Source organism: Pseudomonas agarici (assembly GCF_900109755.1).
Taxonomy (GTDB): Bacteria; Pseudomonadota; Gammaproteobacteria; order Pseudomonadales; family Pseudomonadaceae; genus Aquipseudomonas; species Aquipseudomonas agarici.
On the sequence record NZ_FOAR01000003.1, the window covers coordinates 203222 to 218256 of the forward strand.

At 60.6% G+C, this 15035-nt stretch carries 12 protein-coding genes; 3 read left to right on the forward strand and 9 right to left on the reverse strand.

All coding sequences use genetic code 11. The features are described from left to right. Together BMX68_RS04300 and BMX68_RS04305 are read left to right on the forward strand one after the other, a co-directional pair. Entirely contained in the window at positions 1–3153 is a 3153-nt protein-coding gene (locus BMX68_RS04300; RefSeq protein WP_017131013.1) for an efflux RND transporter permease subunit, read from the forward strand. Next, positions 3150–4601, forward strand: coding sequence for an AdeC/AdeK/OprM family multidrug efflux complex outer membrane factor (locus BMX68_RS04305; RefSeq protein WP_074861892.1), 1452 nt, complete (start codon positions 3150–3152; stop codon positions 4599–4601). Before BMX68_RS04300 ends, BMX68_RS04305 begins: the two co-directional genes overlap by 4 nt. Positions 4602–4850: 249 nt before the next feature. On the opposite strand, the gene BMX68_RS04310 is transcribed toward BMX68_RS04305, so the two are convergent. The 9 genes from BMX68_RS04310 to pcaR form a co-directional block, all read right to left on the reverse strand. Beyond that, entirely contained in the window at positions 4851–5750 is a 900-nt protein-coding gene (locus BMX68_RS04310) for a polysaccharide deacetylase family protein (RefSeq protein ID WP_026013072.1), read from the reverse strand. A 168-nt stretch (positions 5751–5918) separates the two neighbouring features. Beyond that, entirely contained in the window at positions 5919–6311 is a 393-nt protein-coding gene (gene pcaC / locus BMX68_RS04315; RefSeq protein ID WP_026013073.1) for a 4-carboxymuconolactone decarboxylase, read from the reverse strand. Between the two features lie 11 nt (positions 6312–6322). Then, positions 6323–7117, reverse strand: a complete 795-nt coding sequence (gene pcaD, locus BMX68_RS04320) for a 3-oxoadipate enol-lactonase (RefSeq protein WP_017131016.1) — start codon at positions 7115–7117, stop codon at positions 6323–6325. An 11-nt stretch (positions 7118–7128) separates the two neighbouring features. Continuing rightward, a complete protein-coding gene (locus BMX68_RS04325) occupies positions 7129–8487 on the reverse strand; it encodes a 3-carboxy-cis,cis-muconate cycloisomerase (protein WP_017131017.1) in 1359 nt (452 codons plus the stop codon). 47 nt (positions 8488–8534) lie between these two features. Beyond that, entirely contained in the window at positions 8535–9830 is a 1296-nt protein-coding gene (locus tag BMX68_RS04330; RefSeq protein ID WP_026013074.1) for an MFS family transporter, read from the reverse strand. A gap of 126 nt (positions 9831–9956) precedes the next feature. Further along, positions 9957–11162 (reverse strand): 3-oxoadipyl-CoA thiolase, encoded by a 1206-nt coding sequence (gene pcaF / locus BMX68_RS04335; protein WP_176986624.1) that lies wholly within the window; start codon positions 11160–11162, stop codon positions 9957–9959. Beyond that, positions 11159–11941 carry a CoA-transferase subunit beta gene (locus tag BMX68_RS04340; protein ID WP_176987652.1) on the reverse strand — a complete coding sequence of 261 codons (783 nt, stop codon included), beginning with the start codon at positions 11939–11941 and terminating at the stop codon, positions 11159–11161. The genes pcaF and BMX68_RS04340 overlap by 4 nt, the downstream gene beginning before the upstream one ends. Then, positions 11938–12795: a CoA transferase subunit A gene (locus tag BMX68_RS04345; RefSeq protein WP_017131021.1), complete on the reverse strand. Its 858-nt coding sequence runs from the start codon at positions 12793–12795 to the stop codon at positions 11938–11940. The genes BMX68_RS04340 and BMX68_RS04345 overlap by 4 nt, the downstream gene beginning before the upstream one ends. Before the next feature lie 244 nt (positions 12796–13039). Next, positions 13040–13882, reverse strand: a complete 843-nt coding sequence (gene pcaR / locus BMX68_RS04350) for a pca regulon transcriptional regulator PcaR (RefSeq protein WP_017131022.1) — start codon at positions 13880–13882, stop codon at positions 13040–13042. A 754-nt stretch (positions 13883–14636) separates the two neighbouring features. On the opposite strand from pcaR, the gene BMX68_RS04355 reads away from it, so the two are divergent. Next, complete coding sequence (locus BMX68_RS04355; protein ID WP_017131024.1) at positions 14637–14837, forward strand: hypothetical protein; 201 nt, start codon at positions 14637–14639, stop codon at positions 14835–14837. The last annotated feature ends 198 nt before the right edge of the window (positions 14838–15035 follow it).

A 15035-nucleotide genomic window follows, 5' to 3' on the forward strand; every position in this document is an offset into this window, starting at 1 on the left:
ATGTCGAAATTTTTTATCGATCGGCCCATTTTCGCCTGGGTTATCGCCCTGGTGATCATGTTAGTCGGGGCTCTATCGATCCTCAAATTGCCGATCAACCAGTACCCGGCCATCGCACCGCCGGCTATCGCGATTGCCGTGACCTATCCGGGCGCCTCGGCGCAGACCGTGCAGGACACCGTGGTCCAGGTGATCGAGCAACAGCTCAACGGCATCGACAACCTACGTTATGTAGCCTCGGAAAGTAACTCCGACGGCAGCATGACCATTACCGCGACCTTCGAGCAGGGCACCAGCCCGGATACCGCGCAGGTCCAGGTGCAGAACAAGCTGAACCTGGCGACCCCGTTGCTACCGGAAGAAGTGCAACGCCAGGGCATCCGCGTGACCAAATCGGTGAAGAACTTCCTGATGGTCATCGGCGTGGTATCGACCGACGGCAGCATGACCAAGGATGACCTGTCGAACTACATCGTCTCCAACATGCAGGACCCGATCTCGCGAACCTCCGGTGTCGGCGACTTCCAGGTGTTCGGTGCCCAGTACGCGATGCGCATCTGGCTCGACCCGGCCAAGCTGAACAACTACAAGCTGACCCCGGTGGACGTCAAGAACGCCATTGCCGCACAGAACGTCCAAGTGTCCTCCGGGCAACTGGGTGGTCTGCCGGCCATGCCCGGCCAGCAGTTGAACGCGACCATTATCGGCAAGACCCGCCTGCAGACCGCCGAGCAATTCAAGGCGATTCTGCTCAAGGTCAACCAGGACGGTTCACAAGTGCGCCTGGGCGATGTCGCCGACGTCGGCCTCGGGGGTGAAAATTACAGCGTCAGCGCTCAGTTCAACGGTAAACCAGCCTCCGGCATGGCAGTAAAACTCGCCGCCGGAGCCAACGCCCTGGACACCGCTAAGGCCCTGCGCAAGACCATCTCCAACCTTGAACCGTTCTTTCCGCAAGGCGTGAAAGTGGTATTCCCATACGACACCACCCCGGTGGTGACAGAGTCGATCAAGGGGGTGATTGAAACCCTGGTCGAAGCGATCGTACTGGTGTTTCTGGTGATGTTCCTGTTCCTGCAGAATTTCCGCGCCACCATTATCACCACCATGACCGTCCCGGTGGTGTTGCTGGGGACCTTCGGGATCCTCGCGGCGGCCGGTTTCAGCATCAACACCCTGACCATGTTCGCCATGGTGCTCGCCATCGGCCTGCTGGTGGACGATGCCATCGTCGTGGTGGAAAACGTCGAGCGCGTGATGAGCGAGGAAGGCTTGTCGCCCAAGGAAGCCACCAAGAAATCCATGGGGCAGATCCAGGGCGCACTGGTGGGTATCGCCCTGGTGCTTTCGGCGGTACTGCTGCCGATGGCGTTCTTCGGCGGTTCGACCGGGGTGATCTACAAGCAGTTCTCGATCACCATCGTTTCGGCCATGGCTCTGTCGGTGATGGTTGCCCTGATCTTCACCCCGGCACTCTGCGCCACCATGCTCAAGCCGATTGCCAAGGGTGATCACGGCACGGCGAAGCGGGGCTTCTTCGGCTGGTTCAACCGCAATTTCGACCGTGGCGTGCGTGGCTACGAGCGCACGGTGAGCGGCATCCTGCGCCACAAGGCGCCGTACCTGCTGGTCTATGTGATCATCCTTGTCGGCATGATCTGGCTGTTCATGCGCATTCCGACGTCGTTCCTGCCCGAAGAAGACCAGGGCGTGCTCTTTGCCCAAGTCCAGACTCCGGCCGGTTCGAGCGCCGAACGGACCCAGGTAGTGATCGACAAAATGCGCGAGTACCTGCTGACCAAGGAAACCGACACGGTGGCTTCGGTGTTTACCGTAAACGGCTTCAACTTCGCCGGTCGCGGGCAGAGTTCGGCCATGGCCTTCATCATGCTCAGGCCCTGGGACGAGCGCTCCACCGCCAACAATGTGTTCGCCCTGGCGGCCCGTGCCCAGCAGCATTTCTTTTCGTTTCGCGACGCGAAAGTGTTCGCCTTTGCCCCACCGGCGGTATTGGAGTTGGGTAACGCCACCGGTTTCGACGTGTACCTGCAGGACCAGGCCGGTATCGGCCATGACAGACTGATGGCGGCGCGTAACCAGTTCCTCGGCATGGCGGCCCAGAGCAAAGTACTCACGCAAGTACGTCCGAACGGCCTGAACGACGAACCGCAGTACCAGTTGAGCATCGACAACGAACGGGCCAGCGCCCTGGGGGTGTCCCTGGCGGACATCGACAGCAGCCTGTCGATTGCCCTGGGCGGCAACTATATCAATGACTTCATTGATCGTGGTCGGGTGAAGAAGGTCTACGTGCAGGGCCAGCCCAGCGCCCGGATGAGCCCTGAAGACCTAGAGAAGTGGTACATACGCAACAGCAAGGGCGAGATGGTGCCCTTCTCCGCCTTCGCCAAGGGCCAGTGGATTTACGGTGCACCGAAGCTGTCGCGCTACAACGGCGTCGAAGCCATGGAGATTCTCGGCTCGCCGGCTCCAGGTTACAGCACCGGCCAGGCTATGGCTGAAGTCGAGGCTATTGCCAAGAAACTTCCGGCAGGCGTGGGTATTTCCTGGACAGGCCTATCATACGAGGAGCGCCTGTCCGGCTCCCAGGCACCGGCGTTGTTCGCCCTATCTTTGCTGATGGTATTCCTGTGTCTTGCCGCACTGTACGAAAGCTGGTCGATTCCGATCGCTGTGATACTGGTGGTGCCGCTGGGGATTGTCGGTGCGCTGCTGGCGACCACTTTGCGCGGGCTGTCCAACGATGTGTACTTCCAGGTGGGCCTGTTGACCACCATCGGGCTGGCGGCGAAAAACGCCATCCTGATCGTGGAGTTCGCCAAGGAACTGCATGAACAGGGCCACAGCTTGATCGATGCAGCGGTGCAAGCCTGCCGCATGCGTCTGCGGCCGATCATCATGACGTCCCTGGCCTTCATCCTCGGCGTGGTGCCACTGGCGATTGCCACCGGCGCCGGCTCGGGTAGCCAACATGCCATCGGCAGCGGCGTAATTGGCGGTATGATCACCGCGACGATTCTGGCGATTTTCTGGGTGCCGTTGTTCTTCGTGACCGTGTCGTCTATCGGCGGCGAGAAGACGCACAAGCAGCCACACACTCCTGAAACTCCAAGCAACGAGGCTGGTCAATGAGCAAGTCCCTTCTTCATATAGCGGTCGCCGCCTTCGTGCTCAGCGGTTGCTCGTTGATTCCTGACTACCAACGCCCGCAAGCGCCGATAGCGCCACAGTACCCGCAAGGACCGGCCTACTCGCCGGATCAGGCGGCGAACGTCGCGGCCGCCGAACAAGGCTGGCGCCAGTTCTTCAACGATCCGGCCTTGCAACAGCTGATCCAGGTCGCCTTGGAAAACAACCGCGACCTGCGCGTCGCGGCGCTGAACATCGAGGCCTACCGTGCCCAATACCGGATCCAGCGTGCCGATCTGTTCCCCGCCATCGACGCCAACGGCAACGGCAGCCGCCAGCGCCTGCCGGCCAACGCATCGTCAAGCGGCAATGCGGGGATCAACAGCCAATACTCGGCGACTCTCGGGGTCAGTTCTTATGAGCTGGACCTGTTTGGGCGTATCCGCAGTTTGAGCGAACAGGCACTGCAGACTTACTTCGCCAGCGAAGAGGCTCGCCGCACCACCCAGATCAGTCTCGTGGCCAGCGTCGCCAATGCTTACCTGACCTGGCAGGCCGACAGAGAACTGCTCAAGCTGACCCAGGACACCCTCGCGGCCTACGAGGAAAGCTACAAGCTGACCGCGCGCAGCAATGAAGTCGGCGTCGCCTCTGCCCTGGACCTGAGCCAGTCGCGCACTTCGGTCGAAGGAGCGCGAGTCAAGCTGGCGCAATTCACCCGCCAGATGGCCGAAGACCAGAACAACCTGACCTTGCTGCTGGGAGCCGCCATTCCGGCCAACCTGCCGGCGGCCCAGCCGCTGTCGGCCGATTTGCTCAGCGAGTTGCCCGCCGGCCTGCCATCGGAGTTGCTGCAACGTCGTCCGGACATTCTGGGCGCCGAGCACCAATTGATGGCCGCCAACGCCAATATCGGCGCGGCCCGGGCCGCCTTCTTCCCGAACATCAGCCTGACCGCCAATGCCGGGACCCTGAGCCCCGACCTCGGCGGCCTGTTCAAGGGCGGTTCGGGGACTTGGTTGTTCTCGCCCAATATCAGTATTCCGATCTTCAACGCCGGCAGTCTGCGAGCCAGCCTGGATTACTCGAAGATCCAGAAGGACATCGGCGTGGCCAACTACGAGAAAGCGATCCAGACCGGCTTCAAGGAAGTCTCCGATGGCCTGGCCGCGCGCCAGACCTTCAACCAACAGTTGCAGGCTCAGCGCGATCTGGTTGCCGCCAACCAGGATTACTACCGTCTGGCCGAGCGGCGCTACCGCATTGGTGTCGACAGCAACCTGACCTTCCTGGATGCCCAGCGCCAGTTGTTCACTGCCCAGCAGTCGCTGATCAGCGATCGCCTGTCGCAGCTCACCAGCGAGGTCAACCTGTACAAGGCCCTCGGCGGTGGCTGGAATGAGCAGACCGCTCAAACCCGCCCGATCAACCAAACGGCATCGAAGGGTTGAAGCCTCTGCCGCGACGCAACACAACGCCGTCGCAGGCTGTGTGAGAGGCTAGCAATCCACATCGCCATAACGAAAAATGCTCCGTATCTTTCGATACGGAGCATTTTTCGTTATAGCTGATCTCTCACAGGTCGCGCGCGCGACCACACCAGTTTGTTCGCGGCGACGCGTTCGGCGAAAAACGTCCGATCGTCAGCTAGTGGCCTGCCGGCCTCCAAGCTTGAGCTAGCGAATTCACCGTCCAAGCCACTAGTGTGAATTGCTGTCCCACCACCAATTCCAGAAGCCGGGCAGTTGCACGGGAACGGAACTGTCGGCCACTGTGCGAGCCATCACCGCCCGCAACAAGGCCGGACGATCCGTATAGAACGGCTGTTCGGCGGTGCGCACGCCGGTGTCCCGCGCACAGTCCATGAGGATCTGCAGATACTCCTGCATATGCCGGGCGGTGTAGCGATTAAGGTCATGGAAAGTCACCACCACCGGGATCACCCCATCGACCGCCGGCATCTCGCCACGGGCGATCTGTTCACGCACCTCGGCCAAGTGCTTGAGCAAGTTGGCCCGGCGCTGCGGGCTGGCGGTAATCCCCCAGACCTTGCCATCATTGGCGCTCAAGTCGGTCAACAATACCCGCAGGCCATGTCGCTGATAAGCGGCGAAGGTGCGTTTGTCGTAATTCCAGAATGGCGGGCGCAGGAGGGTCGGCGGTTCTCCGGTGATCGCCGCGATATCGGCACTGCCATCGAGAAGGGATTGCTCCAGTTCCTGCGCACTCAGCGAGCGATGATTGGTGTGCCAGTGGGTTGCGGTGTGAAAGCCCAGGATATGCCCCTCGGCATGCTCGCGCCGCATCAGCGCACGACCGATATCGCTGTTGCCAGCCCTTGGAGCACGGGTCTGGACAAAGAACAACGCCTTGATCCCTGGCTGGATCGGGTTGGCGGCCAAGTCGTCGAGCACTGAAGCGGTCGGGTTGTAGAAACTCGATGCGCTGGGGCCGTCATCGAAAGTCAGCAGGAAACGGATCGGCGCCTGCATGCGCAGGGCTTGCTCCGTGCCTGGGGTCAAAGGCATCGGCGGGCCGATACAGCCGCTCAGGCCAACAGCGAGCGCGAGCATCGAGAGAACAGCGAAAACCGATTTCATGAGGTTGGCCTGGTCCAGGTCAAGACAGTTGCGCAACCAAGATATCATCAAGCCGTCGCTGCAAGGAACGGAGCAGGACTTGAGATGAGACCGTACCCACTTTCTGCCCTCTCCGTCCCGAAGGGAGAGGGCATCGTGCTCATCACCGCACAGGAACCGCCACGTTGCTCAGGAGCGGGACTCGACACCCAACTCGTCCCACACCGACTCCGCCATATGGAAGGTCGCATTAGCCGCCGGAATCCCACAGTAGATCGCACTCTGCATCAGCACCTCCTTGATCTCCTCGCGGGTTACACCGTTGTTGGCCGCCGCGCGCAGGTGCAGCTTGAGCTCGTCGCCGCGATTCATGCCGATCAACATGGCAATGGTGATCAGGCTGCGGGTGTGCCGGGGTAGCCCCGGTCGCGTCCAGATATCGCCCCAGGCATGGCGGGTGATCATTTCCTGGAACTCCGAATTGAACTCGGTCAGGTTGTTCAGGCTGCGCTCGACATGGGCATCACCCAGCACGGCGCGACGTACTTGCAGACCTTCGGCGTAACGTTGTTTTTCGTCCACGATCATGCTCCTCAAACCTTGGCCAGCAGGAAATCCAATACCCGGCGGCTGAAGTCATCGCCGGCCTGGACATTCGACAGATGGGCGGCATGGACTTCGGCGTGCTTGGCGCCCTTCACCTGCTGCTGGATAAACATCCCGCCCGACGGTGGCGTCACCGCGTCTTCGCTGCCCGAAATCACCAGCAGAGGCACCTGGATTGCACTGACATGCTCGCGGAAATCGGCATCGCGCACGGCATAGCAGTTGGCCGCATAACCTTGCGGCGATGTGGCAGCGAGCATGTCGGTAATCGGCGTGACCCGCTCCGGCTGACGGGCACAGAAGTCCGGCGTGAACCAGCGCGAAATGGCCCCATCGCGCAAGGCACGCATGGCTGCCTCACCGTCGCGCAGCACGGTTTCAATACGCGGGTTCCATATGCTCGCATCACCGATCTTTGCCGCCGTGTTGCACACGATCAGTTTGTTCAGGCGCTCGCCGGCATGAATCCCCAACCACTGGCCGATCAAGCCTCCCATGGACAAACCACAGAAATGTGCGCGTTCGATCTGCAATGCATCGAGCAGCGCCAACACGTCCTGACCCAGTTGCTCAATACTGTATGGCCCTTCGGTGACCAGCGAGCGACCATGGCCACGGGTGTCGTAGCGCAGCACCTGGAAGTGCTCGCAGAACGCCGGTATCTGGGTATCCCACATGCCCAGATCGGTGCCCAGGGAGTTGGATAACACCAGTACCGGAGCACCCTGCGGGCCATCGAGCCGGTAATTCAGTTGGCCTTCGGCCAGTTGTACAAAAGCCACGGTAATCTCCTTCAGGTAAAAGCCAAGTGGTCAGCCACGGCACGTTCGACCCAGGTCCGCGCCTGGCCGAGATAGTGGGCAGGGTCGAGCAGGCGATCCAGTTCGTCGGCGGACAATTGAGCGGTCACTTGCCGCTCATCGCCTAGCACCGCACGCAGGTGACGCCGTTCAGCGACAGCCCGCTGGCAGCATTGCTCCAGCAAGTGGTGGGCGGTGTCGCGGCCCAGTCGCTGGGCCAAGACGATGCTCACCGCCTCCGCCAGTAACAGTCCCTGGGTCAGGTCGAGGTTTTCGAGCATTCGCGCCGGGTCGACTTCCAGGCCCTTGCCGACAATCAACGCCTGCTGCAAGGCCCCGGAGACCAACCGGCAAATCTCCGGCAGGGTCTCCCATTCGGCATGCCACAAGCCGAGACTGCGTTCGTGTTCCTGGGGCATGGCACTGAACAGGGTCGAGAGCAACCCCGGAACCCGAGTCGCCGTCGCGATCAGCACGGCGGCGCCTACTGGGTTGCGCTTGTGCGGCATGGTCGAGGATCCCCCCTTGCCCGGCGCCGACGGTTCGAAGACTTCCGCTGCCTCGGTCTGCATCAGCAGGCTGATATCACGCCCCAGCTTGCCCAGGCTGCCGGCGACCAATCCGAGCACGGCGCCGAACTCCACCAGGCGATCGCGCTGAGTGTGCCAGGGCTGCTCCGGCAGGCCGAGTTGCAGTTCGGCCGCCAGCGCTTCGGCCACCGGCATCGCCTGATCACCCAACGCCGCAAGCGTGCCCGACGCCCCGCCAAATTGCAGGCTGAACAAACGCGGTTGCAGCTCACGCAAACGCTGTCGATGGCGGGTGATGGCTCCCAGCCAGCCGGCGATCTTCATGCCCAGAGTGACCGGGGTCGCCTGTTGCAGCCATGTCCGTCCGGCCAGTGGCGTGGCCGCATAACGCCGAGCCTGGGACACCAGTACTTCACCCAGGCGCTGCAGATCACGGTCAATCAGTTGCCAGGCGCCGCGCAATTGCAATACCAGACCAGTGTCCATCACATCCTGGCTGGTGGCGCCCAGGTGTACATAACGCTCGGCTTCGGCATCGGCGACGGCGATCTGTTTGCCCAGGGCCTTGACCAGCGGGATTGCCGAGTTGCCGGCTGTGGCGATGGCTTCGCCGAGGGCAGAAAAGTCATAGAGTTCGGCCCGACAGGCGGCCTCAATAGGCACAACAGCCGCCTGGGGAATCAGTCCGACCCGCGCCTGCGCACGAGCCAGAGCGGCCTCGAAGTCCAGCATCGCCTGGACCCGGCCCTGATCGGAGAACACCTCACCCATATCGCAGGCGATAAAGTAGGCATCGAACAATTGGTTGCTCGGTCGCGGCATAACAAAATCCCTGGTAAATGCGCGCCCGAGGCGGGCGCGCAGGCCAATCAGTGATCGTGGTGCAGGTACGCCGCCTGTTTCGGCAGGCGCAGGCTGAACAGAAAGGCAACGACCATCATCGCCGTCACATACCAATAGAAGGCGTTTTCCATCCCCACTGACTTGAGGTTCAAGGCCACGTATTCCGCCGAACCGCCAAACAGGGCGTTCGCCACCGCGTAGGCCAGACCGACACCCAGCGCGCGCACCTGCACCGGGAACATCTCGGCTTTGACCAGGCCGCTGATGGACGTGTAAAAGCTGACAATTGCCAGGGCCAAGGTGATCAGTACCAAGGCCAGGAACGGATTGGTCACCGTCTTCAGAGCTAACAGAATCGGCACTGTGCACAAGGTGCCCAGGCCACCGAACCAGAGCATCGAATTACGTCGGCCAATCTTGTCCGAGAGCATGCCGAACAGCGGCTGCATGCACATATAAAGAAAGAGCGCGCCGGTCATGATGTAGCTGGCGGTCTTGACCGTCATCCCCGCAGTGTTCACCAGGTATTTCTGCATATACGTGGTGAAGGTATAGAAAATCAACGAGCCGCCAGCGGTGTAACCAAGCACGGTGATAAACGCCGCCTTGTGATCACGGAACAAGGCCCGGATACTGCCGGCGTCTTTGTCCTGGCGAGTTTCCTTGCTGGTGGTTTCCTTCAAGGAGCGACGCAGCAACAATGAGATCACCGCCGCGATGGCGCCGATCACGAACGGTATGCGCCAGCCCCAGGCCTTGAGTTCGGGCTCGGTCAGGAACTGTTGCAAGATCACCACGACCAGCACCGCCAGCAATTGGCCGCCAATCAGGGTCACGTACTGGAACGAGGCAAAGAAGCCACGCTGGCCGCGCAACGCCACCTCACTCATGTAGGTTGCGGTAGTGCCGTACTCGCCGCCCACCGACAGCCCCTGGAACAGCCGCGCCATCAGCAGCAGCGCCGGAGCCCAGGCACCGATGCTGGCGTAGGTCGGCAGGAAGGCGATGACCAGGGAGCCGGCACACATCATCAGCACCGAGATCATCATCGAATTCTTGCGCCCGTGCTTGTCCGCGACGCGGCCAAACAACCAGCCGCCGATCGGCCGCATCAGAAAGCCGGCGGCAAACACGCCGGCGGTGTTCAGCAGTTGTACCGTCGGATCGTCGGAAGGGAAAAAGGCCGGGGCGAAATAGATGGCACAGAAGGCATAGACATAGAAGTCAAACCATTCGACCAGATTACCGGAAGACGCACCGACGATGGCAAAGATCCTTTTGCTGCGTTCCTCGCTGGTGTACGGCATCGTTGTTGTTGTCATATTTACTCACTCGTAGGAAGGCTAGTTGCCTAGACATACTTCGCAACACACCTGTTGCGCAAGAACAATCGCCCAAATGACGGTACTTGGCCATCATTCGGGCTTCTGTTCTATTGCCTACGGATCTCAGATCCGCTCAATCGCCAGCGCCAGCCCCTGTCCGACGCCTACGCACATGGTCGCCAGGCCCTTGCTGCCGCCGATCTTTTCCAGTTGATGGAGCGCCGTCAGCACCAGACGCGCACCGCTCATGCCCAGGGGATGACCGAGGGCAATCGCCCCGCCGTTCGGATTGACCTGTGGCGCATCATCAGCGATTCCCAGTTCGCGCAGCACCGCCAGCCCCTGACTGGCGAAGGCCTCATTCAACTCGATAACGTCGAAGTCGCTGACCGCCAGCCCCAGGCGTTCGGTCAACTTGCGCACCGCCGGCACCGGACCGATGCCCATGACTCGCGGGGCGACCCCGGCGCTGGCCATGCCGAGCACTCGGGCACGAGCCCTCAGGCCATGTTTTTTCACCGCCTCGGCAGAGGCCAGGATCAGCGCCGCGGAACCATCGTTGACACCGGAAGCATTGCCGGCAGTGACCGTCTTGTCCGCGCCATTGATCGGCTTGAGTCGGCCCAGGGCTTCCAGCGTGGTATCGGCCCGTGGATGCTCATCTTGCTCGACCAGGGTCTCACCCTTTTTATGGGCAATGCGCACCGGCACGATTTCTTCGCCGAAGAAACCGGCGGCCTGGGCCGCCGCCGTGCGTTGCTGGCTGCGCAGAGCGAAGGCATCCTGGTCGGCACGGGATACCTGATAGTCGTCCGCTACGTTGTCGGCGGTCTGCGGCATCGAATCTACACCGTACTGGGCCTTCATCAACGGATTGATAAAGCGCCAGCCGATGGTGGTGTCTTCCAGCTTCATATTGCGGGAAAACGCCGCGTCGGCCTTGCCCATCACGAACGGGGCACGCGACATGGATTCCACACCGCCAGCAATCGCCAACTCCATCTCACCGCTGGCAATGGCGCGGAACGCGGTGCCGATTGCATCCATCCCGGAGGCGCAGAGACGATTGAGTGTCACACCGGGAATGCTCTGCGGCAGACCCGCCAGCAGCAACGCCATGCGCGCGACGTTGCGGTTGTCCTCGCCGGCCTGGTTGGCGCAGCCGAGAAACACTTCATCGACTTCGTTCCAGTTTACCGATGGGTTGCGCTCCATCAGTGCCTTGATCGGCACAGCGGCCAGATCATCGGCGCGCACGCCGGCCAGGCCACCACCGAAACGGCCAATCGGCGTGCGAACGGCATCACAGATAAAGACTTCACGCATCAGGCTTCTCCAGGGGCTTGGCCATGGGCGGCAGCGGTACGGGCTTCCAGATCACGCAAGGCGGCCAGCTCGATTTCGGTTGGAGCCGCGGTACTGTCCACCTGCTCGGCGAAACGCACAGGCCAACCCGTGGCGGTGATCACCTGTTCACGGGTCACACCTGGATGCAGGGCTGTGACGATAAATTCGTGGCTGTGCGCTTCCGGCTCCATGATGCACAGGTCGGTAATGATGCCCACCGGACCGGCACCCGGTAGCCCGAGACGCTTGCGCGAATCGCCGCCTTCGCCGTGGCCGACCGACGTGATGAAGTCCAGCTTATCGACGAAGGAGCGGGCCGATTGCTTGAGAATAATCAGTACGCTCTTCGCCGAACCGGCGATCTCCGGTGCTCCGCCGGCCCCTGGCAAGCGGACTTTGGGCGAGAAGTAATCGCCCACTACCGTGGTGTTGATATTGCCAAAACGGTCGACCTGAGCGGCCCCGAGGAAACCGACGTCGATCCGCCCACCTTGCAGCCAATAGCGGAAAATCTCGCCGGTGGGCACCACGGTGTCGGCGGTTTCCGCCAGTTCGCCGTCACCGATGGACAGCGGCAATACGCTGGGCTTGGCACCGATCGGGCCGGATTCGTAGATCAGCACCACATCCGGCGAAGAGGTCAATCGTGCCAGGTTGGCAGCCTTGGACGGTAGGCCGATACCGACAAAGCAGACCGAGCCGTTCTTCAGGCGACGGGCCGCGGCGACGGTCATCATTTCATTGGTGGTGTAGGTCATTATTTTGCCTCCGACGCACGGGCCAGCTTGGCCTGGAACTCGGCGAAGTCCGCCGTGCCATGGATGTATTCAGCGATCCAGGCGGTAAAGGTTTCACGGTCACGGGCAATCGGGTCCCAGGCCTGATAGAAACGGTTGTCGCGCTCGGTGTAGCCATGGGCATAGGACGGATGCGCGCCACCTGGTACATGACAGACCGCGCTCAACGCCCAGGTCGGCAAGACACAGGAGTTCATCGGCGCGTTCAAGTCATCGACAATTTCCTCGACCGTGACGATGCACCGCCTGGCGGCCAGGGCGGCCTCCTTCTGCACCCCGAGAATCCCCCATAGCAGCACATTGCCCTGGCGGTCGGCTTTCTGCGCGTGGATCACCGTGACATCGGGTCGAACCGAAGGCACGGCGGCAAGCACCTCACCGGTGAACGGGCAGGTCACGCTCTTGATCAACGGGTTGACCTTGGGCAGATCGGAACCGGCGTAGGCACGCAGTACCGCGAATGGCAGGCCAGAAGCACCCGCAACGTAGGCATTGGCCAGGTCGGCGTGGCTGTGCTCTTCGATTTCCAGATCATGGGGCCAGTGTTTCTCGACCGCATCGCGCAGGCGATGCAGGGAACCGACACCTGGGTTGCCACCCCAGGAGAAGATCAGCTTGCGGGCGCAACCGGCACCGATCAACTGGTCGTAGATCAGGTCGGGGGTCATCCGCACCAGTGTCAGGTCTTTCTTGCCCTGACGAATGATTTCATGACCTGCTGCGGTCGGAATCAGATGAGTGAAGCCTTCAAGAGCGACGGTGTCACCGTCGTTGACGAACTGCTTCACCGCTTCATGCAGCGAAAGGATTTCAGCCATGGATGCAGACTCCCGGTTTCAACAAGCCAGCGTGGAAGAAAAAGGCGCGAGGTTCAGCGCCGGAGTGAAACCAGATTAAGTCGGGGCTGGGGGGCAAACAAGCCGATAACCGACTAAGTGTTCGATTATCGAACCGATTGTTTGCAAGCTATCAATATAGAACGAATGACGCTCAGGCAAACCGCTTCAGTGTAAACGGCAGCAGCGGGAGAGCACTTTTGAAGAGAGTGCTCATGCGGGACATTCAGGCAAACACTTGGGCGCTGAGGTCACGACTGGCACTGAGCATGTTCGGCAGGAACCGCTGCTCCAGCTCACTGCGGCTGACGTGTCCGGCATGAGTGCTCACGTTCAGGGCCGCCAGCACCTGGCCCGAGGCGTCATAGATCGGCACGGCGATTGAGCGCAGACCCGGTTCAAGCTCCTGGTCGACGATGCACCAGCCTTGCTGGCGAACTTGCAACAGACATTCGAGCAAGGCTTCGGGGGTGCGCAGGGTACGGCTGGTTTTGGCTGGCAGGTCGACATGGTCGAGGTATTCCTGCAGCGATGCATCGTCCAATGCGGCCAGTAGGATCCGGCCCATGGAGGTACAATAGGCCGGCAGCCGCCCGCCCACGGAAAGATCGACCGAGATCAGCCGCTGGGTCGTGGCCGAGCGGGCAATATAGAGGATGTCATCGCCCTCCAGCGTGGCCATGTTGCAGGCTTCGTGGAGTTGTTCGCTCATGCGATCCAGATAAGGCTGGGCCGACACAGCCAGCGGAGTCGAAGACAAATAGGCATGACCCAGAGTCAAGACCTTGGGCAACAGCGAATAGGTACGTCCATCGGTAGTGGCATAGCCGAGTTTGATCAGCGTATGCAGGCAACGGCGCACGGACGCCCGGGGAATCTCCGTGCGATGGCTGATCTGCGCGATGGTCAAGTGCCGCTTGCGCTCCTGGAACGCTTGCACCACCGCCAGGCCCCGGGCCAGCGAGGTCATGAAATCCGGATCACCGGTAAAGGCCTGGATCCGCTTGGCGGGCGAGGCGACGATAGGCGGCGCCACGAAGTTAAAGACAGTACGCAGTGGGTCGTTCATTCCAGATCCTTGTTCACGCGGTCGGCGGCTCTTACCGGCAGACATCGGCCTGAGCGATAAGCCGGCCAGAGTCGACATTGGGCGATTATCGAACATGGACTCGATAATCGCAATTGCTTCTCAAGTCCTGAAACTTATAACGTCGCCTTGTCGCCCGGTTAATTGCGATACTGGTCAGCTACCTGGCGGAATATCCACCGGTACAGCCTCCCCATGAAATGAGATCGTTGTCCCGACTTGCGGCGAACCGCCGATACATGACACTGCCCTCAATATAGAGCAGGCCCTGCATTTTCAATTAGTACTGCCCGCGCAAAACTTGCTGGGTTAAATTTTCGCCAAAAAACAGGCAGCATCCCGCCAAGTCCTCAAGTTACAGTTCATAACTCCTACGCAACAAAACTCACACACAAAGTTGACGGGCCATCCCTACTTCGCGATAGTATTATTCAAACCGGTCGTTATACTCCGCATATGACATTCGAACCGTCTGGTTCTGTCGTGGTGTCGAGAGCCTTGCTCTCCAGCCCGAGACCAATGTTGAACGTGGATGGCTGCGTTTTGTGGAACCGGGAAACGCTTATCATGACGGTGCTTTCCCTGTCGATCTCGCTCTGGTGCATGGCGCTGCTGTTCTGCCGAAACGTTGTCCAGAGCCAACGACTATAAACCGTTCCGATACGTCACCGGAGTTCGTGGAACTGCCGTATTACGTATCGCCGGGAAACCTTATCAACTCAAATTAGGTAACACAGTGACAAAAGACGAACTGCGCGCGGAACTTGAGCGCCAGGAGCAACGTTACAAGGATGTTTACGGCGGGGAAATTACCACCTACGCTGCACAACCCGAACCAGAACGCAAACCCTGGCGCAAACGAGCCAGCCTCCTGGATCTGGCATTTACCCAGGAACTGCAAAAAATGGAAAAGGAACTCAAAGTCGAAGAGCCTTAAGCACTGCGGTTTTGAACCTTGTGAGGCTTGCCCTTTGCAACTGGTCTCGCTTATCCGGGTTAAGTCAGGCTTATGGACGGCAGCAGCTTGCGCTACCCGCGCCGCCCCCGGCTTCGAACGCCCCATCGGGTTGGATGATGCCCCGGCAGGCCCTCACGCAGAAATTTCACACAATGGTTTCGGCCTTTCATTTCCTCG